8 protein-coding genes are annotated in these 7,552 nt (G+C 30.0%); 4 read left to right on the top strand and 4 right to left on the bottom strand.

Annotation, left to right across the window (positions count from 1 at the left end):
• The first annotated feature begins 247 nt into the window (after positions 1-247).
• The 3 genes from hcp to JJE11_RS10805 all read left to right on the top strand — a co-directional run bounded on the left by hcp (position 248) and on the right by JJE11_RS10805 (position 3,431).
• Positions 248-1,894, top strand: coding sequence for a hydroxylamine reductase (gene hcp, locus JJE11_RS10815; protein ID WP_291635444.1), 1,647 nt, complete (start codon positions 248-250; stop codon positions 1,892-1,894).
• 28 nt (positions 1,895-1,922) lie between these two features.
• The gene (gene rd / locus JJE11_RS10810; protein ID WP_291635442.1) at positions 1,923-2,081 is read left to right on the top strand and encodes a rubredoxin; all 159 of its coding nucleotides are present in this window, start codon (positions 1,923-1,925) and stop codon (positions 2,079-2,081) included.
• Between the two features lie 186 nt (positions 2,082-2,267).
• A complete protein-coding gene (locus JJE11_RS10805; protein WP_291635441.1) occupies positions 2,268-3,431 on the top strand; it encodes a diguanylate cyclase in 1,164 nt (387 codons plus the stop codon).
• Here JJE11_RS10805 and JJE11_RS10800 read toward each other — a convergent pair.
• Positions 3,421-4,053, bottom strand: coding sequence for a DNA-3-methyladenine glycosylase (locus JJE11_RS10800; RefSeq protein ID WP_291635446.1), 633 nt, complete (start codon positions 4,051-4,053; stop codon positions 3,421-3,423). The two genes, JJE11_RS10805 and JJE11_RS10800, sit on opposite strands and share 11 nt — an antisense overlap.
• Before the next feature lie 590 nt (positions 4,054-4,643).
• Here JJE11_RS10800 and JJE11_RS10795 point away from each other — a divergent pair.
• A complete protein-coding gene (locus JJE11_RS10795; protein WP_291635439.1) occupies positions 4,644-5,183 on the top strand; it encodes a methylated-DNA--[protein]-cysteine S-methyltransferase in 540 nt (179 codons plus the stop codon).
• A gap of 109 nt (positions 5,184-5,292) precedes the next feature.
• Here the strand turns inward: JJE11_RS10795 and JJE11_RS10790 are convergent, their stop codons facing one another.
• The 3 genes from JJE11_RS10790 to JJE11_RS10780 form a co-directional block, all read right to left on the bottom strand.
• Positions 5,293-6,048: a DUF438 domain-containing protein gene (locus JJE11_RS10790; RefSeq protein WP_291635437.1), complete on the bottom strand. Its 756-nt coding sequence runs from the start codon at positions 6,046-6,048 to the stop codon at positions 5,293-5,295.
• A 363-nt stretch (positions 6,049-6,411) separates the two neighbouring features.
• Complete coding sequence (locus JJE11_RS10785; protein WP_291635435.1) at positions 6,412-6,972, bottom strand: hemerythrin domain-containing protein; 561 nt, start codon at positions 6,970-6,972, stop codon at positions 6,412-6,414.
• A 229-nt stretch (positions 6,973-7,201) separates the two neighbouring features.
• Positions 7,202-7,552, bottom strand: a 351-nt coding sequence (locus JJE11_RS10780) for a Crp/Fnr family transcriptional regulator (protein WP_291635433.1), incomplete at its 5' end; no start/stop codon positions are given.

The following is a 7,552-nucleotide window of genomic DNA, read 5'->3' as shown; positions in this document are numbered from 1 at the left end:
TTTTAGTAACAACGATATGGGTGTTTGATATAATATAAAAATATTTTAATAAGATGAGGGCTTGTAAATAATTTTGTGCAAACAAAATAAAATGTACTCTTTCTTGGCAGTAAATGAGATAAGTGATTATATCAATAAGCAATATAATATTTAAAAATAAATATTATATTGCTTATTGTCTTGTATCTTTACACAATAATAGTGTAAGATAATGTTATTACAATATGAAAATTTAGGAGGGTTACTTATGCAAGGAAAAATGTTTTGTTTTCAATGTGAGCAAACTTTCGGTGGAACAGGTTGTACTAAAATGGGGGTCTGTGGAAAAACTCCAGAGATTGCAGCGCTGCAGGATTTACTTATTTACCAACTAAAAGGAATAAGTTGTTATGTTACTAAACTTTTAGTTAAAGGTGAAAAAGTTGATAAGTCATGGGTTTCATTTGTTGAAAATTCATTGTTTATGACATTAACCAATGTAAACTTTGATCCGAAGTCTCATATGGATATGCTTAAAAAATCTCAAGTAATAAAAGAAGAGGTACGAAAAAAAGCAATAGGTGAAAATGTAACTGGCGAGGAAGCACTATATAATTTAAGTGATACTAAAGAACAAATTCTTGAGGATGCTAAAAAAGCAGGCGTTATGTATGATCAAGAATTAGATGCTGATATTCGATCGGTCCGTGAAACTATAAAATACGGGTTAAAAGGAATTGCGGCTTACGCGCATCAAGCTAGATTTATTAATTATAATAGTGATGAAGTAGATGAATTTTATTTTATAGCTTTAGCAGTGCTTACCGATGATAGTTTAAATCTTCAAGATCTTATCAAGTACTTAATTAAGACTGGAGATATGAGTGTTAAGATTATGGAGGTATTAGATAAAGCTAATAATGAGAAATATAACTCACCTACACCTACAAAAGTTAATGTAAACATTAAAAAAGGACCATTTATCGTAATTTCTGGTCATGAATTAAGAGATCTTGAAATGCTACTTGAACAAACGGAAGGCAAGGGAATAAATATTTACACACATGGTGAGATGTTACCTTCACATGGATATCCTAAACTAAATAAGTACAAACATTTAGTAGGCAACTTTGGAGGAGCATGGCAAAATCAACAAAAGGAATTTGATGGCATACCTGGTTGTATCCTAGTGACAACAAACTGCTTAATGAAACCAAGAGACTCTTATAAAGATAGAATTTTTTCAACAAGTGTTGTTGGTTGGGATGGAGTAAAACATATAGATGCTGATGAGAATGGTCATAAGGACTTCTCTGAAATGATAAACAAGGCGGTAGAACTTGGTGGATTCGAAAAAGATGAAGAAGTTAAAGAAATTCTAGTTGGATTTGGACATAAAGCAACTTTGGCTCATGCTGAAACAATAGTGAATGCAGTTAAAGACGGTAAAATTAGGCACTTCTTCTTAATTGGAGGATGTGATGGTGCAAGAACAGGAAGAAATTACTACACTGAATTTGCAAAGCAAGTTCCGAACGATTGTATTATTCTTACCTTAGCATGTGGAAAATATCGTTTTAATAAATTAGAGTTTGGCGAGGTAGCAGGACTTCCAAGATTATTAGATATAGGTCAATGTAACGATGCATATTCAGCTGTTAAAATAGCTTCAGCACTTGCTGATGCATTTAAATGTGGTATTAATGATCTACCGCTTGCAATAGTTTTAACTTGGTACGAACAAAAGGCTGTTGCAGATTTATTAGCATTACTTTCACTTGGTGTAAAAGGAATTTACTTAGGACCAACACTGCCAGCTTTCTTAAGTCCTAATGTGTTACAATTCTTAGTTGACACTTTTGATATTAAACCAATAAGCACACCCGAAGATGATTTAAAACAAATATTAGGATAATATAAATAAATTAAGAGGAGATGTTGTTATGGATAAGTATGTTTGTATAGTCTGTGCATATGAATATGATCCAGAGTTAGGTGATCCAGATGGTGGAATAAAACCAGGTACTAAGTTTGAGGATATCCCTGAAGATTGGGTTTGTCCATTATGTGGAGTTACAAAATCCGATTTTGAAAAAATGTAATATAATTTTAGTGCTAATAGCCATTAAAACTAACTAATAAAAAAATATATTAAAAGTCAGGAAAATCTAATCATTACACGGTTACTTTTCTTGACTTTCTTTTATTTAAAGCATAGTTTATTGAATTGAATATTTGTGTTATAAGTATAAATAAGTATTTAATGGTGAAGGGGGCGATGTAAGTAAATGTTTAAACGTTATAGCTGCAATGGAGATTGTGAAACGTATTTTAGTAATTTATTTAATTCTTTAGAAGAGGGTTTTATATTGAATGAGGTCATTTATGGAAGCGATGGAGCTCTTATGAACTTTAAAATATTAGAAATAAATAACTCCGTTGAAACCATGTTTGGCATGAGTAAAAAAGACATTATAGGCAAAACAATAAGGGAAGTATACCCCGAGATAAATTCAAATTGGATTGATGCATGTGGTCGAGTTGCACTAAGCGGCAAAGGCACACATCATAATATATATTTTAAAACCTTAGACAAGCATTTTAAAGTTAACATAATTAGTCCAACTAAAGGTCAGTTTATTATTTTTTTTAATGACATTACAGATATTATCAAAGCTAATGAAGTGTTAAAAAAGCAATCTATATTGTTTGATAATGCGAAGGATATAATCTTATACCTCAAGTCGGATGGGGGTATTATTGATGCAAATAAAACTGCGGTTAAAATATATGGTTACTCCCACTCAGAACTTTTAGATATGAAATTACAACAGCTAAGGCATCCTTCAACTATGAAAGACTTTGAATATCAAATGGAAATTTCAGAATTAGAAGGAATAGTGTTCGAATGCGTCCATATTAAAAAAGACGGTACAAATTTCCCTGTAGAAGTGAGTTCGACAACTACAGGCATAAACGGCGAATTGTTTAGTGTTCATATTATTCGTGATATTACGCAGCGAAAGAAATCAGAAGAAAAAATTGAATACCTTGCAAATTATGATTCGCTAACCAATATTCCTAATAGAGGATTTTTAATGTACCAATTTAATAAAACACTAGAACAGGCCAAAAGAGCTAACTCTAAATTTGCAGTAATGCTTTTTGATATAGACAAGTTTAAATTAATAAATGATATACATGGTCATAATGCAGGGGATGAGGTTTTAAAAAAAGTAGCAAAAAGGTTACAAGAAGTTGTAAGAAAAGCTGACATGATTGGAAGACTTGGAGGAGATGAATTTCTTGTGATACAACCTTTTATAAAGGGCAAAGATGATGCTTTAATACTTGCCAATCGAATACTTGATTATGTAGCTAAAACTGTGAAATGGAATAATGTCAATTTGGATGTATATATAAGCATTGGAACTCTATTTTCTATTTTTTAGACACCCAAATATTATTTTTTATGTAAAATCTCCATAAAAAATCCTTTGCCTCTTCTGCATAATCAATACCAATTCTCTTAGTTTCTATAATTTCGACTATTTCGTTTTCTACAGAATCTTCAATATATAGTTTACTTGTGCATAAATCTTGGTTGTTGTTTTCTTTATTTATGCTCATGGCTATGCACAGCTTAGAGGGGCCCGAGGTTAAGTTTTTAATTTGAGCTTTTGTAAGTTCATTATAAGGTTTCTTGTATCTGAAATTTGACATTAACTCTAACCCGTCAATTGGTTCAATAGCTCTAATTAAGACCCCTTCTGGAAATCCTTCTTCTTTTGTTATTACATTAAAACAATGATACATCCCATAAATGAAATATACGTATGCAATTCCGGGCCTACCATATAGTGTAGTAAGTCTAGGTGTTATTTTACCACCATAAGCATGACATGCCTTATCTATTGATCCAATGTATGCTTCCGCTTCTACTATCTTACCGCTTAGCTTTACTCCATTAACTTCATGTACAAGTATTTTCCCTAAAAGTTCCCTGGCAACCTGCAGTGTTTCTCTGGCATAAAAATTCCTAGTAAGTTTCTGAGGATTTGGTGCCACCCACATGACAAGTGGAATATTTTTACTTTTAATCATATCGACATCACTCCAAAGTACATTTTATTTTTTTGAATTCAATTAATTGTTCTATAGCTCATTGGTATTACTAAATTAGAGTAAAGCTGAGGAATTCTCTTCACATACGTTCTTTTATTGTAACATAACAAATTATTGCGAAAAAGTAAGTATGACTTAACACTCATACTTATTACTATTGGAATACTGATATTAGAAGTTTTTGTTTCTAAACGAATATGATTAGTCATACCATACTTCATTTCTCATATTATTTACTTTTCTTTTGTAAACAGCTGTAATAACAAATAAGCTATCAAAGCGCTAATATACTCATTTATCTTTGAGTATCTTTCGCAACTTAAACTTTTGGGGTGGCATGCCTGACTGTATAAATACCGCAATGAAATCCAGAAGATTATAGATTAAGGGTTGGTAATTACATGATAATATTTAATAAAAATGTTGAAAAATTAATATGTCAATTATTAGAATTACACCAAGGGAAGAAGTGTATAATAAATTATAAGGTTTGGAAAGATATAAATAACAGTAGGGACTTTTAAAAAGGAGAATGTGTAATGCAGGTTAATAAAATTATTGATTTTTTAGAAACAGATATCATAAGTGTTACTTTTTCATCTAATGGGTTAAAGTATTTATCTTTGAAAAATAACAATGGCAATGAGCTTATAGATTTAAAAAGCTTTAGTGAGGAGAAAGAACAAAATTCCATGATACATTTGTTAGTTAAGGAAACCTTGAATTTCTTAGAAACAGGAACTCATAATATGATGTTGGATTTAACAGATTTTACACCTTTCCAGCAAACTGTTTTTGATGCTGTTTCTAAAGTTGGTGCAGGGAGTGTTTGCACGTATAAAGGATTGGCAGAGTCACTAGGAAAACTAGGTGCAGCACAAGCTATTGGTAGTGCAGTTGCGAAGAATCCAGTTTCCTATTTTATACCAACTCATAGGGTGTTACCACAAAAGGGTATTGGAATATGTAGAAGTAGGGTTGGCTTTTTAAGGGAAAAGTTTTTGATATTTGAAGGGCATGATATTGAGAAGCTTAGGGGTAATTATGTATGCAAAAGAAAAAAGTGCTGTATAGAGTGATCAAAAAATAATCACTTTATCAGCTTAAGATTCAACTGTTATAGTAATTATTTTTTATGAACCATGGTTTATGAATAACTTAGAGAAAATGCGGTTTGATAATGTTAAATTATGCTTTAGGTGTAAATCCACAATAACCTATCTCATCACATCTTCTTTTCATATCATTCCAGATGTCTTTTCCTTGTATAGATTCTATTGCTGTAGGATATAGAATATAGTTTTCTTTAAATATGTGGTCTCTCATGTTAAATATAATATATTTTGCTGATTCATCTACTTTTTCTTTGAATTCATTGAAGTTTAATTCAGAGGCCTCTTCTGCTGTCACTTTTAAAAAGTTTTTCCTAGTTTTTAAATCTTCATGCTCCATTCTCATAATTCGAGTTGGTCCAGTAATTTCTCTGCTTTCCATCTCAGTAAACAATACTTTTTCTTCTCTTTGGTGATGATTTTCTGCATCTAATATATTAAATATAATAGTCTTTAATTCTTTAATTTCTTCTAAACTGTTAATATATTTTTCAGTCTTTTGAATTTTAGAATTAATTTCTTCAAGTTGTGTCAAAAATTCAAGGATTTTATCGTGTTCAGCGATAAGGGTATACACAACATGACCCGGTTCAATCTTTGTTTTAATTTTATCAAGTTCGTCTTTTAAAACTTCCATGTGTATATCACAAAGATGTCTTAAATCTTGAGGCTTCATTCCTTTTTCTATTAAATTTTGCTCTGCAATTGAAAGTTCAATAGGACTTATATTTGAAACAATATCTAAGGCTTCTTTTCTTAAAGCTTCAGTTACACCCTCCTGGTTTAATTTTTGTAAAACTTCGGTTAATTTTTTTATTTTTTTGTTATCCATCTTTAAAATCTCCCTTCTATATCTATTTTTATAAATTTTGTTTCCATGACATAATTTTAATTAACTTTGATCTATAAGAATGTGATTTAAATCAAAATAGTAAAATTTATTAAAAATTCATTATATTTTATGATTTTGCACTAGATATAACTTTGCGATTTCTAATAATAGTACTTACTCATCAATTTTATTTTTTTATTAAAAGCGGATATTTGGATAAAACTTAAGCTGCTTATATAAAATTATAAACAGACTATAGTTAACTTTATTTTATTGAATAATGAAGTGTGAATTGGTGCTAAAAATCTGCTCATTATAAATTCCTCCTCGTATAAATATTGATTTAGTATAAATGTATATCAATTAATCTGTAACATACTTCTTCTCAAGCATTTCTAAAACATCTATATATTCCTTTTGCAAGTGATTTTCAGTTGCTATGGATTCAAGTTTTTCACAACTTACATTTATGTCCACCATGTCAGCCTTACTTAATGCTCTTCTAGCAAAGGAATATATTAATTTATTTTCTTTATCAATATGTCTTATTAATAAATCACTATAACATATAGAATTTGCGATTATATCAACTTGTGAATCTAAGTCGCCATTTTTAACTCTCAAAAGAGCTTCCTCTAAAAGTTTAATGTGTTGCCTTCCTAAATCATGTTCTATATACATTCCGGATAAGGGCCCTTTTACCATTTTTTCACCTAATTGAGTTTCCATCTTTTTAAATAGGATAACCTCTTCCTTATTGTGATGATGTTTATCGGCATAATTTCTAACAAATAAAATCATCTTTTCAAAAGATACAAAATCAACAGTATTAGTATTCAATATTTCTATGCTTAATTTCCTAAATACCTTTAATCCTCGTGATATATATTTATGCTCATCCATCATTAAATCTATTGCATCCATAATTAAACCTCCTTATTTTTTAATAAATTTATGTTTAAAGTATAATCGATATTATCAACTTCTTTGATAATAGAATACTAGTTTTCATTCTATTATACGGTAACTTACGTTACAAGTTTTTAATAAGAGTAGTATCTCCCAAATTGGAGCTTTGTTTATTCTTTCCCTAATTTACAAAAAAAATCAACCCCAAGGCTAATATAATAGCTTTTAGGTTGATTTGAAATTATTATTCTACATATGATCTTAATTTATCTATTTGTTTTATAATCAGTACTTTGTTGCCCTTAAGACTAATAATACCTAAGTCCTCAAATATACTTAACTTCCTACTTATGGTTTCTCTTGTGACTCCAACATAGTTCGCCATCTCTTCTCTATTAATAGGTAAGTTAATTTGTAAGCCTTGGCTTGTAGATGTCCCATATTCTTCTCCAAATTCTAAAAGCATAAATGCAATTCTTATTTCTGCATCATTAGTAGCAAGATTTTGGGCAAGATTTTCAGTCTGAGATAGACGTTTTGAAATAACTTGTAATAGTTTTAATGATATTTCTGGATTACTCATGATAATTTTATC

Source organism: Clostridium sp. (genome assembly GCF_016650095.1).
Taxonomy (GTDB): Bacteria; Bacillota; Clostridia; order Clostridiales; family Clostridiaceae; genus Clostridium_AD.
The sequence above is the reverse complement of the archived record's forward strand: the minus strand, read 5'-3'. Positions and strand labels throughout refer to the sequence as shown.